The organism is Arthrobacter sp. SD76 (assembly GCF_049726125.1).
GTDB classification, from domain to species: domain Bacteria; phylum Actinomycetota; class Actinomycetes; order Actinomycetales; family Micrococcaceae; genus Arthrobacter; species Arthrobacter nitrophenolicus.
In genome coordinates, this window is record NZ_JBNBLR010000001.1 from 3,207,513 (window position 1) to 3,227,900 (window position 20,388).

At 66.6% G+C, this 20,388-nt stretch carries 12 protein-coding genes and 4 pseudogenes; 4 read left to right on the plus strand and 12 right to left on the minus strand.

The genetic code is table 11. The features are described from left to right. Window positions 1-29 precede the first annotated feature (29 nt). Window positions 30-1,683: pseudogene (locus ACPEE0_RS15535) on the plus strand (sensor histidine kinase). A gap of 16 nt (window positions 1,684-1,699) precedes the next feature. On the opposite strand, the gene ACPEE0_RS15540 reads toward ACPEE0_RS15535, so the two are convergent. The 11 genes and pseudogenes from ACPEE0_RS15540 to ACPEE0_RS15590 form a co-directional block, all read right to left on the minus strand. After that, window positions 1,700-2,980, minus strand: a complete 1,281-nt coding sequence (locus tag ACPEE0_RS15540; protein ID WP_009356920.1) for a 5-methylcytosine restriction system specificity protein McrC — start codon at window positions 2,978-2,980, stop codon at window positions 1,700-1,702. Next, a pseudogene (locus tag ACPEE0_RS15545) lies at window positions 2,967-5,197 on the minus strand (McrB family protein). The gene ACPEE0_RS15540 and the pseudogene ACPEE0_RS15545 overlap by 14 nt, the downstream one beginning before the upstream one ends. A gap of 94 nt (window positions 5,198-5,291) precedes the next feature. After that, window positions 5,292-5,549: a PLDc N-terminal domain-containing protein gene (locus tag ACPEE0_RS15550; protein ID WP_009356919.1), complete on the minus strand. Its 258-nt coding sequence runs from the start codon at window positions 5,547-5,549 to the stop codon at window positions 5,292-5,294. 63 nt (window positions 5,550-5,612) lie between these two features. Further along, window positions 5,613-6,029, minus strand: coding sequence for an acyl-CoA thioesterase (locus ACPEE0_RS15555; protein WP_424575288.1), 417 nt, complete (start codon window positions 6,027-6,029; stop codon window positions 5,613-5,615). 71 nt (window positions 6,030-6,100) lie between these two features. Then, window positions 6,101-8,166, minus strand: a pseudogene (locus ACPEE0_RS15560) (ABC transporter ATP-binding protein). Beyond that, window positions 8,163-9,896: an ABC transporter ATP-binding protein gene (locus ACPEE0_RS15565; protein WP_354176400.1), complete on the minus strand. Its 1,734-nt coding sequence runs from the start codon at window positions 9,894-9,896 to the stop codon at window positions 8,163-8,165. Before ACPEE0_RS15565 ends, ACPEE0_RS15560 begins: the two are co-directional and overlap by 4 nt. 182 nt (window positions 9,897-10,078) lie before the next feature. Then, window positions 10,079-11,663: pseudogene (locus ACPEE0_RS15570) on the minus strand (MFS transporter); the annotation flags it as partial. Further along, window positions 11,656-12,144: a MarR family winged helix-turn-helix transcriptional regulator gene (locus ACPEE0_RS15575; protein WP_009356916.1), complete on the minus strand. Its 489-nt coding sequence runs from the start codon at window positions 12,142-12,144 to the stop codon at window positions 11,656-11,658. The gene ACPEE0_RS15575 and the pseudogene ACPEE0_RS15570, both read right to left, overlap by 8 nt. A gap of 135 nt (window positions 12,145-12,279) precedes the next feature. After that, window positions 12,280-13,974: a thiamine pyrophosphate-binding protein gene (locus tag ACPEE0_RS15580; RefSeq protein WP_009356915.1), complete on the minus strand. Its 1,695-nt coding sequence runs from the start codon at window positions 13,972-13,974 to the stop codon at window positions 12,280-12,282. Window positions 13,975-13,978: 4 nt separating this feature from the next. Continuing rightward, a complete protein-coding gene (gene speB, locus ACPEE0_RS15585; protein WP_009356914.1) occupies window positions 13,979-15,043 on the minus strand; it encodes an agmatinase in 1,065 nt (354 codons plus the stop codon). Window positions 15,044-15,326: 283 nt separating this feature from the next. After that, window positions 15,327-15,902 (minus strand): cupin domain-containing protein, encoded by a 576-nt coding sequence (locus ACPEE0_RS15590; RefSeq protein ID WP_354176402.1) that lies wholly within the window; start codon window positions 15,900-15,902, stop codon window positions 15,327-15,329. 264 nt (window positions 15,903-16,166) lie between these two features. Between ACPEE0_RS15590 and ACPEE0_RS15595 the strand changes: the two genes are divergently transcribed. Next, on the plus strand, window positions 16,167-17,687 hold the full coding sequence (locus ACPEE0_RS15595; RefSeq protein ID WP_354176403.1) for a sodium:solute symporter: 1,521 nt from the start codon (window positions 16,167-16,169) through the stop codon (window positions 17,685-17,687). A gap of 72 nt (window positions 17,688-17,759) precedes the next feature. Here the strand turns inward: ACPEE0_RS15595 and ACPEE0_RS15600 are convergent, their stop codons facing one another. Then, window positions 17,760-17,987 (minus strand): hypothetical protein, encoded by a 228-nt coding sequence (locus ACPEE0_RS15600; RefSeq protein WP_009356912.1) that lies wholly within the window; start codon window positions 17,985-17,987, stop codon window positions 17,760-17,762. Window positions 17,988-18,241: 254 nt separating this feature from the next. Between ACPEE0_RS15600 and ACPEE0_RS15605 the strand changes: the two genes are divergently transcribed. Both ACPEE0_RS15605 and ACPEE0_RS15610 read left to right on the plus strand, forming a co-directional pair. Further along, complete coding sequence (locus ACPEE0_RS15605) at window positions 18,242-19,429, plus strand: VIT1/CCC1 transporter family protein (RefSeq protein WP_009356911.1); 1,188 nt, start codon at window positions 18,242-18,244, stop codon at window positions 19,427-19,429. A 31-nt stretch (window positions 19,430-19,460) separates the two neighbouring features. Beyond that, window positions 19,461-20,375, plus strand: a complete 915-nt coding sequence (locus ACPEE0_RS15610; protein WP_009356910.1) for a matrixin family metalloprotease — start codon at window positions 19,461-19,463, stop codon at window positions 20,373-20,375. Window positions 20,376-20,388 lie beyond the last annotated feature (13 nt).

The window sequence follows — 20,388 nt, forward strand, 5'->3', positions numbered from 1 at the left end:
TTACACCCTCGCGCGAAAGTCGCCACGCAATGACTGATCCCGTCGCCTGGTCCTCGGGACGGCTGCGATTCTTCCGGCGTCCCTTCCACGAGTACCGGCTGCGGGACCGCGTAGCACTGAGCCAGATGCCGCTCTTCGTGACAACGTGCCTGACGGCTTTCCTGGTGTGGGTGTTCTTTCCCCAGGGCATGGGCAACCCCTTTTTCGTCGCGTTCCTGGTCTCCCAGCTCGTGCTGATGGCTTCCTGCTACCTCGTTCCGTGGGAGCGGCTGCCGTACACGAGTTTCCTGGCCATTCCCGTGCTTGATTTCGTCTCCATCGGTCTGGGCGGGAAGGCGGCCTGGAGAGCCTGACCAGCATCGGCCTGCTCGCAGTGCTCCCGGTGATCTGGCTGTGCGCCTCCGGCTACTACCCAGGCTGGCCCTGTGGCTGGCGTTCCTCGCCCCGCTGGCCATCCTGTGGGCGCCCCTGCTCATCAAGGGGACCTTCACCGCGCAGGACTTTGCGCGGACCCTGCTCCTTCCCGTCATCACGCTCGGAATCGGTGTGTCCGTGAGCGTGCTGACGCTGAGCATGATGCGGCAGCAGCGTGAGCTGGAGGAAAAAGACGCCCAGCTCCAGGCCAACCTCCGCACCAGCCAGCGGCAGGAATCGCTCCTCAATACAGTCCTGGACACCGTGCATCTGGGCGTCCTCGCCGTGGATGCCGACGGCCATGACGTCCTCATGAACCGGAAACAGCGTGCCAACCACGTCCTGGCCAGTCCCAAGGACAACCCGGACCCGAACGAATCCCAGCTCCTGGTGTTCGGACCAGACCGCAAAACCCTGGTTCCCGTGGAAGACCGCCCGGTCCGCCGCGCCGTGCTGGGCGAAACCTTCACGGACTACCTCGTGTGGCTGGGTGACGGCAAGGAGCAGCGCGCCTTCGTAACGACGGCGCGTGCCATGAAGGATCCGGACGGCAAGTTTGCCGGCTCGGTGATCGCCTTCAGCGACGTGACGGACCTGGTGAACGCCCTGTCCGCGAAAGACGACTTTGTCTCCAGCGTCTCCCATGAGTTCCGCACCCCGCTGACCTCCATCCTGGGCTACGTGGAGATCCTGCTGGCCGACGACCAGGCGGAGTCAGACCGGGAGATGCTGGAGATCATCCGGCGGAACTCCGAGCGTCTCCTGACCCTGGTGTCCGACCTGCTGGCGAGCCGCAACGGCCAGCTGATTGTCACTCCGCACACAGTGGATGTTGCCGAGCTGGTCCGTGCCAGCGTGTCCTCCGCGCTGCCCAAGGCCGCAGTGGCCGGAGTGGTCCTGGCGGCCGAGACGCCGGACAAGCTGGAAGCCCATGTGGACGGCGCCCGCATCTCCCAGGTCCTGGACAACCTGGTGTCCAACGCCATCAAGTACTCCCCCGACGGCGGGAACGTCCTGGTCAGCCTGGCACAGGAGGACGGCCACCTGGCCTGCAGCGTCTCGGACACCGGCATGGGGATGACCGCGGAGGACACGTCCGAAGTGTTCGCCAAGTTCTTCCGCACCAGCAACGTGCGCCGCACCGCCATTCCCGGCGTCGGCCTGGGCCTGCCCATCAGCAAGGCAATCGTCGAAGCGCACGGCGGGACGATCGAGGTGGACAGCCAGCTGGGCAAGGGCACCACCTTCACGTTCCGGGTCCCGGTCTAGATTTCGACAGGCTCAATCACCGTTGGTTGAGCTTGTCGAAACCCGTGGTGGTTTCGACAGGCTCAACCGCCGAATGCTGCCGGACCACTTCTCCCCAGGACTGCCGGGCCAGCTCCCGGACGGAGGCCAGGATGTCCGACGGTGGCAGGGAAAGGTCCAGCGGAAACTCCACGATGTCGATGTCCGTGTTGAGGATCCGGCGGAGCTTCATCTCCCCCGCACCCGCGTAGACCAGCCAGGCGGTGGGCACGGCCAGGGCGGTGCAGTGTGCAAGCATCTGGTAGTGGTCGGCCGTCAGCGAGGCGCCGGCATCCGAAGCCGCCTTGTACTTGGCGTTGTAGACCACCACCGGCCGTCCGCCCAGCAGGTGCACGGCGTCCGGACGGACCTGCAGCCTGTCCGTGTCCCGCACGGCCTCGCTCAGCAGCGCGTTGTACCGCAGCCGCAGCTCCCCCGGGTATTCCGCCATGGCCGCCCGCAGGGCTGCGCCGACGAAGTCCTCGAACACCCGGGCCATGTCCACCACGAACGAGGCCGTCTGCTGCCCGCCCTCGCCCGCTTCTGCCGATGCGTTGCGCAGGATCACTTCGGCGAGCCGGAGCACCGCGTGGTAGCGCAGGTTCATCCGGGTGGGTTTCCACGGCGGCAGCGGGGCGCCGGCGGCAAGCCGTGTGACGTCGTCGAGCTTTCCCTTCAGCTGGCGGAGCCGGCTCAGCACCTCCGGGCGGACCCCCGGAACCTGCCCCATCCGCTCAAGTGCGGCGCGCAGGATCCGGTTCTCGGCGATGTCCTCGGTGAACTCGTCATAGGAAACTTCAAGGGGCACCAGCATGCCCGGCCGCCGCGAGATCTGGTCCGAAATCCGGATCCGGCCCTTGACGGTCCGCAGCGACTCGTCCACTGTCAGGTAGCCCTGCAGCACGCCGCGGCCCAGGGCTCGCTCCGCCAGCTGTGCGAGCGACTCGGCCAACGCGCTCCACAGCCCGCCCTCCTCGGCGGCGGCAACGGTGTCAGGCCGGAAACCCTGGTCAGCCGCGTAGCTGAGCAGGAACAGGAGCCGGCTGAGCCCCAGCCGGTCCTTGGGCCGCACATCCAGCTGGACCGTGGGCGTGCGGACCGAGCCCACCTTGCCCACCGGTTCGATCCGGTACAGGCCCATGCCCATGGGAGAGGCCTTCGCCAGGCCGCTCGAATTCACGAACGAGGCGCTGGCAGGGTCCAGACGTTCCACGATGCCCCGGGACAGTTCGTCCAGGACCAGATGCCGCCGTGATGCTGCGCGGCTACCCTGCTGCAAGGCGTCCCAGCAGCTGGTCCAGCCCGAAGCGCTCTTCCAGCTGCGCCCGGGTGAGCTGGCCGTGGTAGTGCTCCTCCAGCAGCGGCATCAGCTCGTACTTCCAGATCCGGCGCAGCCCGGCGGGAGTCTGGGCCGCCGGCTTCATGAAGTAGGACGGGCCGATCATCAGGTCACGGTCCCACTCGTCGATGGCACTGTTCAGGGCATCCAGCAGCAGCGCCGGGGTGGTATCCAGCTGCCGGGCCTGCAGGAACCGGAGCAGCGAGCCCTTGACCGGTTCGGTCTGCGGGTGCAGTTCGATGAAGGAGAACCGACGGCGGATGGCTGCGTCCATCATCGCGATGGAACGGTCCGCGGTGTTCATGGTGCCGATGATGTAGAGGTTGTCCGGCAGCGTGAACGGCTCGTTGGGGCTGTACTGCAGGTAGATGCGGTCGTCCCGGTACTCCAGCAGGAAGTACAGCTCGCCGAACACCTTGGCCAGGTTGGCCCGGTTCATCTCATCGATGATCAGGAAGTAGGGCTTCTTTTCGTTGCCGGGCTTGGCGGCCTCCTCCGCGAGGCGCCGCAGCGGTCCGGCCACCAGCTTGAAGGACACCTGGCCGTCGTCTGTCTTGTCCGGCCGGTAGCCCTCGAAGAAGTCCTCGTAGGCGTAGGACGGGTGGAACTGCACCAGTTTGACCCGTTCGTCGGTGGTGTCGTCGGCCAGCTCCGCGGCGAGGTGCTTGGCCAGGTACGTTTTTCCGGTGCCGGGCGGGCCGTACAGGACCAGCTGCCGGTTCTCCTCCAGCAGGTCCGCGATCTCCTGCAGGGGTTCCAGCCCCATGTGCAGCGAGTCGGCGAATTCGGGGGTCAGCCGGCGGAAGCCTTCCTGGACCGGAGGTACGACGGCGGCGCCTTCCGTGTCGCTGTCCGGTTCCGTTTCGGCTTCCGGCGGCAGGAGGGCCTGCAGGGCCGGCATCACGCGGGTCACGTCGACCACGATGCCCGCGGTGGCCAGCTGGCGCTGGACGTGGCGGGGCAGGCTCGCCGTAGCGTGCCCCTCGTCAAACCAGCGGACCTTGCGGCGCAGCCGCCGGTTGTCGTCGTTGTAGTCGGGTTCGCCCAGCACGCCGCCCAGCCGCACGGCGCCGGCGTGCTGGTACAGGACCAGGTCGCCCGGTTTCATGACGGTCAGGAAGGCGAAGACGGCCGTCTTGGTGTCCTCGCGTTCCACATAGCCAAGGTGTTTGTAATCCTCGTCCACCGCGTGCTGCACCACTCCGGCGGTGACGCCGGGTCCAGCAGCCGGAGGTGTTCGACGTCGAGCGTCACCTTCTCCTCGCCCTGCCAGGCGGTGAGCAGTTCGGTGTTGTCGCCGTGGGTCCGCAGCAGCCAGGCCCGGTGCCCGGGGTCGCCCACCTTGCGCCATTGGCTGACCAGCTGCCGGGCGTACCAGTCGATGCGCTGTCCTGCCTGCTCGTCGAGGTGCAGGCGGATGCGGTGGATATCGGCGGTGATGTCCTCTTCGCTGTCGCCCTTTGCCCCGCCCACCAGCGAAGCGAAAGCATCCCGGATTTCCTGCCGCTCGACGTCGGCCACCACGGGCTCGAAGTAGCTGGGCCAGGCCAGGAATTCGATGCTGCGGCGGATGGCGGGCTGGTCGTCCGGGGTGCCGGCCGCCAGGGCATGGAACTTCAGCGGGTCCAGCAGCGCCGCGGTGATGCTGGTGGGCGGCTGCTGGTCCACGTGCTGCACGAAACGGCACAGCCATTTCAGGTGGTCCCAGATGGTCCAGTTGAACTCCGCTGTCCGGTCCCTGATGACGCCGTGGTCCGTCATGCCCTGGTAGAGCTCTTCGGGCAGCTCAAGGGGAGGCTCCAGCCATGACGCAGCCTCTGCCACGCGGGCGCGCTTGACCTTCAGCGACTTCACCTCGTGGGCCAGCGGCAGGGACTGCAGGAAGAGCAGTTCGACTGCCAGCTGCTTGGCTTCCCGGGACGCGCCGTCGAGGTTTTGCCGGAGGTTGGTCATCATGGGCGCCTTGGGGTCCGGCGCGCGCCGCTCCAGCCTCTCCGCCAGCTCCGCCGCCGCCTCCGAGGTCCAGGTCAGGGTCCGCCCGTCCAGCGCCGACGGCTTGCCCTGCAGCCCGGGGCCGAGGACGAACCAGGCCGCGTCCTCGATTTCCCGGGAGATGCCGGGGGCGCGGGTCATGGCAGCAGTGGAGGCGGGGGTCATGGATCCAAATTTACAGGGTGAAGCTGGACGGCCGCTCCACGCCTACGCAATACTGCTGGCCGGAACCACCGGCACCCCGCCTCCTGCCGCTTGGCTACTTGGCCCCGGGCAGCCGCTTGCGGCCAAAGATGAAGTAGCCCATGGGCCCGATGAAATTGATGAAGGACGCGGCCCGCCATGCGGCTTTCGGTCCGTTGATCTGGGCGGCGGGCCGCCGAGAGATGTCCCGCTGCGCTGCCACCAGCAGCGACATCTGGGCGATGCCCACAATGATGGTGCCCGCCTTTGCCGACGGGGACATCTCCTTCCAGGTCTTCTTCTTCCTGGCGGGGCTGGTCTTGTTCTTGGCCATCTGGGTTTCCTTTCGCTCGGGTGGTTCCAGTCCAGTCTGCCCGCTGGAGTGTTGTCCAGAGGCTTAGTGCCTGTAGGGGGCCGTTCTGTCCTTTTGCTCGGGCGTCAGCCGCTGCACCCTGCCGGTGGCCTCATCCACAAACGCCAGGTGGCTGCTGGCCTTCACGCAGTCCTCCCCCGTGACGGGGTCCTGGATGAGGTAGTGGATGTCGAAGCTGGCACCCTTGACGGAGCCGATCCACACCTGCACCACTGCGGGGACGTTCCGGTACTCGAGGGTCCGCACGTAGCGGATCTTGTGGTCCACCACCAGGGCCATGGTGCCGTCCGGGACGGCGTTGAACAGCGAAACCTTGGGCTCGATGCCCGGCAGCCCCGCACCCTTCGGCGGGCCGAAGGCACCGATCCTGGCTTCCTCCAGCATCCGGACGATCTGCACGTTGTTGATGTGCCCGTAGGCATCCATGTCGCCCCAGCGCATCGGTACCAGGACCTCGATCCGCTCATTACCGTTCCTGCTGTTGTCCTGCCCCACGTGGCCTTCCTGCGCGCTCAGCTGTGTACCGCCGTCGAATCGTCTTCCGGCACCTCGCCGGCGTCCGCCCCAGCGAACTGGGACATGTACAGCCGGTGGTAGGCGCCTTCGGCGGCAAGGAGCACCTTGTGGTTCCCCTGCTCCACGATCTTGCCGTCTTCCATCACCAGGATGGTATCGGCATCCCGGATGGTGGAAAGCCGGTGCGCGATGACGAAGCTGGTCCGGTCCGAACGGAGGGCCGCCATGGCCTTCTGCACCAGGAGCTCGGTACGGGTGTCCACGGAGCTCGTGGCTTCATCGAGGATGAGCAGGGAGGGGTTGGCCACGAACGCCCTGGCAATGGTGATCAGCTGCTTCTCGCCGGCGCTGACGTTGTTGCCTTCCTCGTCGATGACGGTGTTGTAGCCCTCGGGCAGGGCACGCACAAAGCGGTCCACGAACGTGGCCCTGGCAGCGGCCATGATCTCTTCCTCCGTGGCGTCCAGGTTGCCGTAGCGGATGTTGTCGTAGATGGACCCGCCGAACAGCCACGCGTCCTGCAGCACCATGCCCACCTTGGAGCGCAGCTCGGAACGGCTGAGGTGGGTGATGTCCACTCCGTCCAGGGTGATGGAGCCGGAGTTCAGCTCATAGAACCGCATCACCAGGTTGACCAGGGTGGTCTTCCGGCACCGGTTGGCCCCACGATGGCCACCGTGTTTCCGGGCTCCGCGGTGAAGGACAGGTTCTCGATGAGCTTCCGGTCCTCGGTGTAGCTGAACGTGACGTTCCGGAATTCCACGTGCCCGTCGGTCTTGGCGGGCAGGTGTTCGGTGGGGGTCTCCGGGTCCTGCTCGTCCGCGTCCAGGAATTCGAATGCTCGTTCCGCGGAGGCCACGCCGGACTGGAGCATGTTGGCCATCCCGGCCATCTGGCCCAGCGGCTGGGTGAACTCTCGGGAGTACTGGATGAACGCGGTGGCGTCGCCCAGCGACATCGACCCGGAGGCAACCCGCAGGCCACCCACCACCGCGATGCCCACGTAGCTGAGGTAGGAAACGAACTGCATCACCGGGAAGATGATGCCGGACACGAACTGGGCGCCGAAGCTGGCCTTGTACAGGGCCTCGTTGCGTTCCTCGAACCGCTCCAGCATGTCCGCGTCCCGGCCGAAGACCCGCACCAGGTCGTGCCCGGAGAACGACTCCTCGATCTGGCCGTTGAGCGTGCCGGTGTTCTTCCACTGCGCAGCGAACAGCTTCTGGCTGCGCACCCCGATCATGCCGGCGGCAACGCCGGAGAGGGGCAGTGCGATGAGCGCGATCAGGGCCAGCTGCCAGGACACGATGAACATCATGATCACGATGCCCAGCACGGTGAGGACGGAATTGATCAGCTGGGCGAAGGCCTGCTGGAGCGCCTGCTGGATGTTGTCGATGTCGTTGGTTACCCGGGACAGGACGTCGCCGCGCTGGCGGGTGTCGAAATAGTTCAGCGGCAGGCGGTTGAGCTTCTTTTCGGTGTCGTCGCGAAGCCGGCGGATCACCTTCATGACGATGCGGTTCAGCACGTAGCCCTGCAGCCAAAGGAAGATGTTCGCCACGAAGTACATCAGCAGGACGACGGCGATGAGCATGGTCAGCTTGTCGAAGTCGATGCCGGCACCGGGCACCAGTTCCATCCGGGCGACCATGTCCGCGAAATTGTCCTGGCCCTGCTGGCGCAGCCCGTCCACGAACTGTTCCTTGCTGACGCCGGCGGGAAGCTGCTTGCCCACCACGCCGGCGAAGATGACGTCCATCGCCTGGCCCAGGATCTTGGGGGCGATGACGTTGAGCACGACGGCGACGATCACCATGCCCACCACCACGTAGATGCCCAGCGCCTCGGGTTTCAGCAACCCCATCAGCCGCTTTGCTGACGGCCAGAAGTGCTCTGCCTTCTTGGCGGGCATCCCGCCGAACATGTCGCCGTCGGCCTCGGAGGGCTTGTACTCCTCCTCCACGAAGTCGTCGTCCTGCAGCACCCCCGCACCGGGGGCGGATGCAGCCGGTCCTGGCGTTTCTTTGATGGACGTGGAGTCCTTCTTGCGGGGGCTCATGCCATTTCCTCCACGCTCAGCTGCGATTCAACAATTTCCTGGTAGGTGGGTGATGTTTCCAGCAGTTCCTCATGGGTTCCACGGTCCACGATCCGGCCATTGTCCAGCACCAGGATCTGGTCTGCCTCGGTGATGGTGGACACCCGCTGGGCCACGATGATGACCGTGGCGTCCGCGGTGGTCTGCTTCAAGGCGGCGCGCAGGCGGGCGTCGGTGGCGACGTCGAGGGCGGAGAACGAGTCGTCAAACAGGTATACCCGCGGCTTGGTGACCAGTGCCCGGGCGATGCAGAGCCGCTGCCGCTGGCCGCCGGAAACGTTGGTTCCGCCCTGGGCGATCCTGGCGTCCAGGCCGTTCTTCTTGTCCCGGACGAACGATTCGCCCTGGGCTACCCGCAGCGCGTCCCAGAGTTCCCGGTCCGTGGCCTCTGACTTCCCGAACCGCAGGTTGTGCTCGATGGTGCCGGAGAAGAGGTAGGGCCGCTGCGGCACCAGGGCCACCCGCTTGGTGATTTCCGCCCGGTCCAGCCTGCTGACCGGGACACCGTCCAGGAGCACCTCGCCCTCGACGGGGTCGTAGAGGCGGGGCAGGAGCGAGAGCAGAGAGGTTTTGCCCGCACCCGTGGATCCGATGATGGCCACGGTCTGGCCGGGCCTCGCGGTGAAGCTGATGTTGCTCAGGACCGGCGACTCGGCGCCCGGGTAGGCGAAAGTGACGTTGCGGTATTCCACCACCCCGGCCAGCGCGGCCGGAGCCTTTGGCTGTTCGGGATCATGGATGGAAGGTTCGACGGCGAGGACCTCGCCGATGCGGTCGGCGCAGACCGAGGCGCGCGGGATCATCATGGCCATGAAGGTGCCCATCATGACGGCTACCAGGATCTGCAGCAGGTACTGCAGGAAGGCAGTCAGCGCACCCACCTGCATGTCGCCGGAGTCCACCCGCTGGCCCCCGAACCACAGCACCGCGGCGGTGGACAGGTGCAGGATCATGCTGATGGCAGGAAACATCAGCACGAACAGGGCGCCGATCTTCAGCGACACATCGGTGAGCTCCCGGTTGGCCTCGCCGAACCTCTCCGTCTCGTACGGTTCCCGGACAAAGGCCCGCACCACCCGGATGCCGATGATCTGCTCGCGGAGGACCGCGTTGATGCGGTCGATTTTCTTCTGCATCGAACGGAACAGCGGCATCAGCCGGACCACCAGGTACCCCACCACCACAGTGAGGAGCGGCACCGAAACCCACACCAGCCAGGACAGGTTGAGGTCCTCGCGCAGGGCCATGATGATGCCGCCAATGCACATGATGGGCGTGGCCACCATGAAGTTCAGGGCCATCAGCATCAGCATCTGCACCTGCTGGACGTCATTGGTGCCGCGGGTGATCAGCGTGGGTGCGCCGAAGGCGTTAACGTCCTTGGCCGAGAAGCTGGTGACCTTTCGGAACACGGCGCGGCGCAGGTCCCGGCCCAGGGCCATGGCTGTCTTGGAGCCGAAGTACACGCCGGCGATGGCGGTCCCCACCTGGACGAACGCCACCAGCAGCATCACCATGCCGGTGCGCCAGATGAAGTCCGTGTCCCCGCGGGACACCCCTTCGTCAATGATCTGCGCGTTGAGGCTGGGAAGATAGAGCGCGGCAATGGTGGAGGCAAGCTGGAAGGCGATGACCGCCACCAGGTAGGGCGTGTACGGCCTGGAAAACCTCCGTATGAGGGTGAGGAGCATGCCCGCGGATCCTTAGGGATAAAGTTCGGTAAGAAGAGGGGTTAAGTAGTAGCAGCCGGGGCTGACATCCTTAGCCTTCTCACTCTACGAAACTCCTCCCCGGCGGGGAACAAACCGTACAGAAGATCATCCGCGGGGAGTACCGCGGCAGGTTACCTGGCCGCTGGGGCAAGTTCCGGCGTCGTACTTTCCGCCTCCACTGCAGGCTGGATGTCCACGGTGCGGCGCAGCGGCTTTTCCTTGATGAAGAGGACTGCTACCAGTGCCACCGCGGCAACCGCGGCGGAAATCAGGAACACCTCTGCCGTGGCATCACCGTACGCGGCACGCATGATCTCGCGGACCGGTTCGGGCATGTGTGCCAGGTCCAGGCTGCTGCCGGCGCTGCCGCCCTGGACGGGGATTCCGGCGGCGGCCATTCCCCGGGTGGCCAGTTCGCTGACCCTGTTGGCGAGGACGGCACCCAGGACCGAGACGCCGATGGCGCCGCCCACCGAGCGGAAGAAGGCCACCGAGGCGCTGGCGCTTCCGATGTCGGAGGCTCGGACGGTGTTCTGCACAGCCAGGACGAGGTTCTGCATCAGCATCCCCAGGCCGAGGCCCAGGACTGCGGTGAAGACGCCTGCGTGCCACAGTTCGGTGGTGTGGTCCATGGTGCCGGACAGCCCCAGCCCGCCGATCAGCAGGACGGAACCGGCAATCAGGTAGCCCTTCCACTTTCCCGTCCGGGTGATCAGGAGCCCCGAGGCCACGGAGCCGGCAAGGTTGCCGGCAATCATGGGCAGGGTGAGCAGGCCTGCCTCGGTGGGCGTGGCGCCGCGGGCCACCTGGAAGTACTGGCCCAGGAAGGTGGAGGATCCGAACATGGCCACGCCCACTGCCACGGAGGCCAGGATGGCCAGCGCCGTTGTGCGTTCGGAGATGATCTTCAGCGGAATGATGGGCTGTTCCACCTTGGACTCCACCAGCACCAGCAGCGCCAGGAGGAGGACGCCGCCTCCCACCATCAGGGCGGACTGCCAGGAGATCCAGTCGTAGTAGTCGGGGTTGCCCGCGAAGGACACCCAGATCAGGAGCAGGCTCACGCCCGTGGTCAGCAGGATCGATCCCAGCCAGTCGATCTTCGCCGGGCGCCGGACGTGCTGGATCTTGAGGGTGACCTGCAGCAGGATGAGGGCGACGACGGCGAGCGGCACGCACACGAAGAATGTCCAGCGCCAGCCCAGCGGGCTGTCCACGATGAAGCCGCCCAGGAGAGGACCGCCCGCGGTTCCCACGGCCATGACGGCTCCCATGTAGCCGGAGTACTTGCCCCTGTTCCGGGGCGGAATCATGGTGCCGATAATGGCCTGCCGGCCAGGGCCGTGAGGCCGCCCATGGCAATACCCTGGATCACCCGGGCACCCAGCAGCAGCGGGATGGTTTCGGAGAGTCCGGCCATGACCGACCCTGCGACGAAGATGACGATGCTGAGCTGGACCAGGACCTTCTTGTTGAACAGGTCGGCGAGCTTGCCCAGATGGGTGTGGTGGCGGCGTTGGCCAGCAGGGCGGCGGTGATCACCCAGGCGAAGTCGGTCTGGGTGCCGTGCAGGTCGGACATGATGGTGGGCAGCGCGTTGGCCACGATGGTGCTGCTGAGGATGGCGGTGAAGAAGGCTGCCAGGAGCCCGGTGAGGGCCTCCATGATCTGGCGGTGTGACATCTCCGGCGCTGCCACAGGTGGCGTGGCGGCGGTGTGGGCGGGGGCTGCGGCTTGGCTAACCATGTTTCTGCTCCTCTGGAGTTGATGGGATGCCGGCCGCCGTTGCCCGGGCTGATTTCTTGAGTGATTCGGTGAGCTTGTGCAGGGTTTTCGCCGTGTTGCCGGCGTCCGCCTCGCTCCAGTCACGCAGGTAGTCCTGCAGGATTGCGGTCCGCTGCTCCTCGATCTGCCGCAGCTTGTCCTTTCCGGCCGGTGTGAGGGCCACCAGCTGGGCGCGGCCGTCCTCCGGATCCTGCCGCCGGACCACCAGGCCCTGCTCCTCGAGGTCGGCGATGTGGCGGCTGAGCACGGGGGCACTGACGCCCAGCCGTTCCGCGAGCTTCGTGGCCCGGGACTCCCCCTCCCCCACGAAGCGCAGGACGCCCTGGAGGGCCACTCCCGTGTCCTGGCCGCGGACACCGGCCGCGGCGATGCAGCGGACGGCGCGTTGCAGGTCGAAGATCTGGTAGACGAGGTCTGCTGCCGTGTCCGGTGCTACTGCCATGACCCAGGCACTCCTTACTTGTTTGCCTGAAGCAACTATATACGAAATTGATTGCTTTAGGAAACTATCTGCTTCTGAGACAAGAAAACCCCGGCTCCGTGATGGAGCCGGGTGTGGTGCCGGTTCTGTTTCTGGTCAGCCGTCCAGGTGGGTGGGCGCGAACATCTTGAGGAGGGTTTCAACCACGACGACGTTCGGCCCGTCGGCGGCAAAGCCCGCCCTGAGCGCGTCCCCCACATCCTCGGGGGCCACCCTGATTGCTGGTACGCCGAAGGCTTCGGCGAGCTTGACGAAGTCGGGGCGGGCCAGCTCAGTGGCGGTGGCCTTGCCAAAGGCGCCCACCATGTATTCGCGCAGGATGCCGTAGCCGCCGTCGTCCACTATCAGCCAGGTGACCGGCACGTTGTGCTGCCGGGCCGTGGCGAGCTCGGAGATGGAGTACATCGAGGACCCGTCGCCGGACACGGCCAGGACCCGCCCCGGCTTGCCGAGCGTTTCCAGTCCCACCGCCGCGCCGATTGCCGCGGGAAAACCGTAGCCCAGGCCGCCGGCACCCTGCGCGGAATGGAACTGCCCTTCCCGCGCATCCCAGCAGGACCAGGCCCAGTACGCCGCGATGGTCATGTCCCAGAACGTCTGCATGTCCGCCGGCACCGCCTCGCGGATATCGGCCATGAATTTCAGCTCTTTGCCCAGGTCCTGCGACTCCAGCCGGGCTTTGACCTTAGCCAGTGATTCCTTGACCAGCTCCTCAGGCGGCACCCCGTGCCAGCCCGGTTCCACTGCCCTCTCCGGACTCAGCGCTTCGTCCAGGGCGGCGAGCGCCTGGCCGGCGTCGGCACGGATGCCCAGGCCGGGGCGGTTGGACTCCAGCACGCGGGGTTCGGCGTCGATCTGGATGATCCTGCCGCGCGGTTCGAAGGTGAAGTAGTTGGACGTGACCTCGCCCAGCGACGAGCCGATGACCACCAGCACGTCCGCATCCTCAAGCAGGTCCGTCATGTGGCGGTCCTCGATCCAGGACTGCAGGGACAGCTCGTGGTTCCACGGGAATGCGCCGTTCCCGCCGGGGGTGCAGATCACCGGCGCGCGCAGTTTCTCCGCGATGGACAGCAGCGATTTTTCGGCACGTCCACGGCGGGTTCCGCCGCCTGCGATGATCGCCGGACGTTCGGCCGCTTCCAGCCACTTCACCGCCTCGCGGACCAGCTCCACCCGGGGAGGGTTGTCCGCGGCTTCAGCCAGGGCGTCTTCCACCGGCGGGACCATGATCGGGTCCAGCAGCACGTTCTGCGGGATCTCGATCCAGACCGGCCCCTGCGGCGAGGAGATCGCCTCGGTCCAGGCGTCCTGGATGGCGGACGGGATGCCGGAAGCATGCTGGATCAGCCGCTGGCTCTTGGTGACGTTCGCCGCCGAGGCCTTCTGGTCATCGAGCTGGTGCAGCATGCCCTTGCGGCGGGCACCCAGCCCTTCGAGCGGGATCTGGCTCGCCACCACCACCATCGGGACGCCCGTTGCATAGGCCTCCTGCAGGCCGGCCAGCGAGGTCAGCGCACCGGGCCCGGTGGAGAGGAACAGGACCCCCACCTCACCGGTCGCACGGGAATACCCGTCCGCCGCGAAGGCGCTGTTGTTCTCCACCCGGGAGGAGACGAACTGCAGGTTGCCCCGGCCCATGGCGTCGAAGAGGCCAAGCGCATGCTGGCCGGGAATGCCGAAGACGGTCTTCGCGCCCAGCGCCTCCAGCGTCTCGACGACGAGGTCCCCTCCGTTGCGGGCACCGGTTCCCTTGGTGGGGGCTGTTGTTCCCGGGTCGAAATCGATCATGGCCCTACTCCTTGCCGGCGGCCGCGAAGCCCGCCGGCCGGCGGATGTCCTGTCCCAGCGCCTGGGCAGCATAGCCGGTGGCCGCGCCGAACCGGTCGCCGGGCACCGCCTTGTCTGCCATCAGGGTCACCAGTTCGTAGGCGACGTGGCTGGCGGCGACGCCGGTGATCTCCGCGTGGTCGTAGGCGGGGGCCACCTCCACAACATCGGCGCCCACCAGGTTCATGCCGCGGAAGCCGCGGATGATCTCCAGCAGTTCCCGGCTGGTGATGCCGCCGGCCTCGGGGGTGCCCGTGCCCGGCGCGTGCGCGGGATCAAGGACGTCAATGTCCACTGAGATGTACAGGGGGCGGCTGCCGATCCTGTCCCGCACCTTGGCCACGGTCTCCAGGACACCCTGGTAGTAGACGTCCGCGGAGGTGACGATGCCGAAACCGAAGCGGTGGTCGTCGTCGAGGTCCTTCTTGCCGTAAAGCGGGCCGCGGGTGCCGATGTGGCTGATGGCCTCGGTGTCCAGGATGCCCTCCTCGACGGCGCGGCGGAACGGCGTGCCGTGGGTGTACTCGGCGCCGAAGTAGGTGTCCCAGGTGTCCAGGTGGGCGTCGAAGTGCAGCATGGCAATGGGTTCGCCGGCCCGCTCAGCCGCGGCGCGGAGCAGGGGCAGCGCGATGGTGTGGTCACCGCCGAGGGTTACCAGCTTGCTGCCGGTCGCCGTGAGGTCCAGCGCATTCTGCTGGACGGTCTCGATGGCCTCGTTGATGTTGAAGGGGTTGACCGCCATGTCGCCGGCGTCTGCCACCTGGACATTTTCGAAGGGGCTGACGTCCCAGGCCGGGTTGTACGGACGGAGCAGGCGGCTTGCCTCGCGGATATGGTTGGCGCCGAAGCGCGCGCCCGGCCGGTAGGAGACGCCGGAGTCGAAGGGGACGCCCACCACCGTCACGTCGGCTTTGGCTACCTGGTCCAGCCGGGGAAGGCGTGCATAGGTGGCGGCGCCGGCGTAACGGGGAATGCGGGATGAGTCGATGGGTCCAAGGTTGCCGTTGGCTTCGATGCGCAGCTCTTCCATGGGAGGCCTCTCCTTCAAGGAGTCGTGTAACTGATGTGACTGCCATCATACACCTCGGTTTTCCTATGCGCATCAAGTGTTTACCGAAGCGGCCTTTGACGCGACGCACTCCAGGACGGCACGCGCAACAAAGGGGGGCAACGTCACGCGCGGCATGCTTTTGGTAGCCACAGACAGGCCGAAGCGCGTGATTTCAGGAATCCGCAGGGAGGCTTGCGGCAAAAGGCTGCCTCACGTGACGCGGCGGGCCCGCGTGGCTACGGGAAGGAACGCGCGGAAGGGGCTAGCGGCTCGCCGCCGGAACCAGCACCCAGAGCACCTCAACCGGCTTGTCGGTGGGGTTGATCCAGGTGTGCGGTTCACGGCCCGGGAAAGTCACCGTATCTCCGGCCTCAAGGTCATACTGTTCGTTCGTGAGGATCAGCCGGATGCTGCCTTTGATCACGTGAAGCACATCCACGTCGCAGTCCACGGCGTAAAGCTCCGACTCGCCGCGGCCGTGCGGCTCAATGCAGGCCTGGATGATCTGCAGGCGCCGTTCCGAGCGGGCGGTCAGCAGGCGCTCCACGATGCCCTGGCCGCCCAAGGAAATCCGCGGGCCGTCATTGCGCTTGGTCAAATGGGTTTCCGGTGCGGCGAAAAGGTCCCCGATGGAGATGGACAGCACCTGGCACAGGGTGACCAGGGAGGCAACGGACGGGGACGTAAGGTCACGCTCAACGCGGCTGAGGAACCCCTTGGTCAGCCCCGTCGCGTCGGCAACCTGCTCGATGGTTAGCCGCTGGGACTGCCGGGCGGCCCGGATCCTGGACCCGATGGCAACGGGAACGTTGCTCGGCTCAACTGGCAGTGCCTTCATGTACGAACCTTTCATTGCCGGCAGCCCCGGCCCACTCTGGAGCAATACTAATGGCCGGTCTCCACTGTGACGCCTCCAAGGCGCGCCAGCCGTCGGCCCAAGGCTCCGCCCTTGACTGTTACTGCCGTCACAGCCTAACCTTTGGAAAACATTCGTTGCCTCTCAGGCAATTACGGGAACCCCTCCCGCCAATTTTCAGCAGCGGCTCCGGCCGTCCCCTTCCGGATACAGCCACGGCTGCCGAACAGCTCCAAGGAACCCAACATGGACGTAAGTGTCATCAACATCGCCATCGTGGTGGTGTACCTGCTCGCAATGCTGGCCTTCGGCTGGTGGGGCAAGTCCCGCACCAAGAACAACAGCGACTTCCTGGTGGCAGGCCGCCGCCTCGGACCGTTCCTCTACACAGGCACCATGGCCGCCGTCGTCCTGGGCGGAGCCTCAACGGTGGGCGGTGTGGGGCTGGGCTACAAGTTCGGCATCTCCGGCATGTGGCTGGTGGTCGCCATCGGCGCGGGCGTTCTGCTCCTGAGCCTCCTGTTCGCCGGAACCATCCAGAAGCTGAAGATCTACACGGTCTCCCAGATGCTCACGCTGCGGTACGGCAGCCGGGCGACGGAAGCCTCCGGCATCGTCATGCTCGCCTACACGCTGATGCTGTGCGCCACCTCCACCGGTGCCTACGCCACCATTTTCGTGGTGCTGTTCGGCCTGGACCGGGCACTCGCCATTGCCATCGGCGGCGCCATCGTCCTGGTCTACTCCACGGTGGGCGGCATGTGGTCCATCACGCTGGCTGACCAGGTGCAGTTCGTCATCAAGACCGTGGGCATCTTCTTCCTGATGCTGCCCTTCACGATGAATGCCGCCGGAGGCCTTGACGGGATCCGCAGCCGCGTGGACGAGAGCTTCTTCCAGATCGACGGCATCGGCCTGCAGACGATCATCACCTACTTCGTGGTCTACACCCTGGGCCTGCTCATCGGCCAGGACATCTGGCAGCGCGTCTTCACCGCCAAGACCCCCGGCGTGGCGCGCTGGGGCGGAGCAACCGCCGGCATCTACTGCATCCTCTATGGCGTTGCCGGCGCCCTCATCGGCATGGCCGCCAGCGTTGCCCTGTCCAACATCGAGATCGCTGCCAAGGACGACGTCTACGCGGAAGTGGCCCAGAACCTGCTGCCCGTCGGCATCGGCGGCCTGGTCCTGGCCGCCGCGGTTGCCGCCATGATGTCCACCGCCTCCGGTGCACTGATCGCCGCCGCCACCGTGGCCCGGGCCGACGTCCTGCCGTTCGTGGCCAGCTGGTTCGGCAAGGACATCAACACCGAGGACACGGACAACCCGGAACACGACGTCAAGGCCAACCGCATCTGGGTCCTTACGCTGGGCATCATCGCGATTGTCATTGCCATCATCACCAAGGACGTTGTGGCAGCCCTGACCATCGCCTACGACATCCTGGTGGGCGGCCTTCTCGTGGCGATCCTCGGCGGCCTGGTCTGGAAGCGCGGCACCGGCATCGCCGCAGCCGCCTCCATGGCAGCCGGCTCTGTGGTGACGCTGGGCACCATGATCATCCTGGAAATCAATGCCAAGGCACCGCTGGACGGCATCTACGCCAACGAGCCCATCTACTACGGCCTGATCGCCTCCGCCGTTGTCTACATCGCTGTCTCGCTCGCCACCCCGCCCACCGACCCGCAGGTGATGCGCAACTGGCAGCGCCGGGTCTCCGGGCAGGAGTCGGAGGAAGCCCCGGCCGAGGCTGTCACCGCCCCCTGACCCATTAGCCACGCACGACGGCGGCGCCTCCTTTCGCAATCCAGCGAAGGGAGGCGCCGCCGTCGTCAGTCGTTATTCGGTTTCGCGGACCTCGTCAGGGTCGTCCAACGGAACGGGCCGATCCTCGGCGTCGATGATGACCGGAGGCGCCTGGACCACCGGCTCCTCCTCGTCCAGGAATTCGTCCTCTGCATCCCAGTCGTCCTCATCTACCGGTGCATCCTCGGCGTAGTCGTAGGCGGGGTCCGCTTCGACGGCGTCCAGGTGCGGCATGTCCGGGTGCTGTCCGGTGGTGCTCATAATCCAACCTCCGTTTGTTCGCCTGACGTGCTCTTTTCGTGAGGGCGCTGGCTGCGCCACACCTTCATCACAACACCGCGCGGCAGGCGGGTCAATAGTCCTGCGGAGCCCTTCGCGGGCCTGCGGAACCGGTTCGGATTGAGGCGGACCGAAACCTTCCAGCGAGGTTTACCGGCCAAAAAACCCCGGATATTCGCAGTAAGCTGGGCTCTGCAATGGGGCCGCACCATGCCCTGTCCAGCCCAGGAGTTTCCGTGTCACAGCACGCCCAGCCGAACCCACCCCGCCCCTCCCCCGTACCCTCCGCTGCCGCCATGCCGGCCTCCGGGTCGGGCCCGGCACGGCAGCAGGGTGCCCAGAGGGAACCCTCGGCTGCGGACATCAAACGGTGGCGCCAGTACCTTGCTGACGAACGCGCCGAAGCGGCCGTCTACCGCGACCTGGCGCAGAACCGGGAGGGCGAGGAACGCGAGATCCTCCTGGCACTGGCCGAGGCCGAGGGCCGGCATGAGGCCCACTGGCTGGCACTGCTGGGCGACCAGGCGGGCAAGGCCACGCAGGCCTCGTTCCGCAGCCGGTTCGTCGGCTTCCTGGCCCGGCATTTCGGCTCGGTGTTCGTGCTGGCACTTGCCCAGCGGGCCGAGGGCCGATCCCCGTACGCAAAGGATCCCAACGCCACCGATGCCATGGCCGCCGACGAGCAGATCCACGAGGAAGTGGTCCGCGGCCTGGCGACGCGCGGGCGCAACCGCCTCGCCGGAAGTTTCCGCGCCGCCGTTTTCGGCGCCAATGACGGACTGGTCAGCAACCTCTCCCTGGTGATGGGTATGGCCGCCTCCGGGGTTGCCAGCAGCGTGGTGCTGCTCAGCGGCATCGCAGGCCTGCTCGCGGGAGCCATGTCCATGGGCGCCGGGGAATTCATCTCGGTCCGTTCCCAGCGCGAGCTGCTGGCTGCCACCCGGCCCACCCAGGTCACCCTGGCCGCCGCCCCCAAACTGGATATCGAGCACAACGAACTCCTCCTGGTCTACCTGGCCCGGGGTATGTCCCATGAAGCGGCCGAGCACCGCGTCCAGGAACGCATGGGGCTGTTGTCCTGCGACTGCGATCCGAGCCTGTCGCTGCAGCCGGAACTGCCCGAGGACGAGGACCAGCACGAGGCCGTCGGCACCGCGTGGGGCGCCGCGCTGTCCAGCTTCTGCTTCTTCGCCTCCGGCGCGATCGTCCCCATCCTGCCGTTCATCTTCGGCCTGACCGGGGTGGCGGCCCTGGTGGTGGCCGGCGTCCTGGTGGGCCTCGCCCTGCTGGGCACCGGCGGCATCGTGGGCCTGCTCTCCGGCACGTCCCCCCTGACCCGGGGACTGCGCCAGCTCGGCATCGGGCTGGGAGCAGCCGCCATCACCTACCTGCTGGGGCTTGTCTTCGGCACCGTGGTGGGTTGATGGCAGGCATCGCGGCCTGGGCGCGGACCCTATGACAGAGTCCCGTCCGCCGCGCCACGCCGGCGACGCACCCCGCACGGGGCTGGGATACCGGTCCGTGCTGGCCGGGGCACTCCTGCTGGCGGCAGTGTTCGGCGGCGCGCTGGCGCTGGACGATCCCCGGGTCAAGCATCTCCTGGACGTCCGGATCGGCCCCGGCAATCAGCAAGCCAAGCCGAGGGAAGGCGGCAACCCGTCCGGCGACGCCGGTGCGCCACAACCTGCCGAAGCCCGCGTTGGCACTCCTCCCCCGGGCCATGAGGAAGCAGATTCCCCGCTGGGTACCCCCGTCCCGCCCGCCGTCGGCAGCGACTCCTACCGTTTCCTGGCCGTCAACGGAGACGGCAGCCCCGTGGGGTATTCACCCTGCCGTCCGCTCCACTACGTGGTCAATGCGGATCTTGCCCCGGCCGGCTCGGAGCAGCTTGTCCCTGACGCCATCGCCACCATCTCGGCAGCAACCGGGATTTCATTCATCTATGACGGCACCACGGGAGAGCAGCCCTCGCCGCAGCGGCCGCCCTACCAGCCTGACGCCTACGGCGAGCGCTGGGCGCCGCTGCTCATCGCCTGGACCACGCCCGAGGTGGCCCCGCAGCTCGCGGGAAAGGTGATCGGCACCGGCGGCAGCACCCATTTCAGCTACGACGGCGGACCCAAGACGTTCGTCACCGGCGGGCTGGACCTGGATGCGCCGCAGATGGCCAACGAACTGCTGAATCCGGACGGCCACCTCTACGCAACCGCCGTGATCCTGCACGAGCTGAGCCATGTCATGGGCCTTGACCATGTGGAGGATCCCCGGCAGCTGATGTACCCGGAAATCGGCACACCGGAGGGGCTGTCCGCCGGTGACCTCAACGGCCTTTACGAGTTAGGCAAGGCGCAGTGCCGGAAGGACCTCTGAGCAGCGGGACTTG